Source organism: Mycobacterium ostraviense, from assembly GCF_002705925.1.
Lineage (GTDB): Bacteria > Actinomycetota > Actinomycetes > Mycobacteriales > Mycobacteriaceae > Mycobacterium > Mycobacterium ostraviense.
In genome coordinates this window covers 1-928 of sequence record NZ_NKRE01000178.1, presented here as the reverse complement: position 1 = coordinate 928, position 928 = coordinate 1, and the positions used below count along the sequence as shown (strand labels likewise).

Below are 928 nucleotides of genomic sequence, written 5' to 3'. Positions count from 1 at the left end.
CGCCCGCCAGAATCGCTGTATGGCAGTTTGAAGATGTGGGCGCATCTGCAACGCCAAAACATTCCGGCGGCCCGCTGCACGGTGGAACGAATCATGCGCCGCAATGGCTGGCGCGGTGTGATGCGGGCGCGGCGGGCCCCGCGCACCACCGAGGCCGACCCAACCGCAGCCCGCGCGCCGGACCTGGTTGGGCGGCGTTGGCGGGTGGCCGCGCCGAACTTGCTGGAGGTGGCAGATTTCACCTACGTGGCGATGACCGGCGGGTTCGGCTACACCGCGTTCGTGATCGACGCCTACGCCGGGTTGATCCCGGGCTGGGAGTGCTCGCTGAGCAAAACGACCGACTTCGTCGAACGCGCGCTGCGCCACGCCGCGGCCTTTCGGGCCCGCCAGGGCCATCCGTTCGATGACACGATCCATCACAGCGACGCTGGAAGTCAATATACCGCAATACATTTCGGTGAATCGTTGATGTTGGCCGGGCTCAAGCCCTCGATCGGGACCGTCGGGGACGCTTTGGACAACGGATTGGCCGAAACGACGATCGGGCTCTACAAAACCGAGTGCGTGCGCGAGGGTTCTCCGTTTCGCAGCGGGCCCATCGACACCCTGGCTGACCTGGAGAACATGACCTCGGCGTGGGTGAGCTGGTACAACACCTCCAGGCTGATGCACCGCCTGGGCCGGCGCCCACCCGCAGCAGCCGAGGCGGACTACTACGCGCACCTGCTACCAACGTAAGAGGGCGAGGAACGTTTATCCCAAACCCGTTGCGCCAGTAGCCGAAAGAGCTGGCCGATCCCGCCAACATCCGCCAAGCATGCTCCGGTCCTCGGCGCCATCAAGCAAACTACGCTTGACAGCACCTGCGGGCCCGGAGCGCGCGAAAGGCAAAGCGGGAATCGGAGGCCAGGAAAACGGATCAGGG

1 protein-coding gene is annotated in these 928 nt (G+C 65.2%); it reads left to right on the top strand.

The features are described from left to right. A partial coding sequence (locus tag CDN38_RS28550) for an IS3 family transposase (RefSeq protein ID WP_142361425.1) occupies positions 1 to 741 on the top strand: 741 nt, incomplete at its 5' end. Positions 742 to 928: the final 187 nt, after the last annotated feature.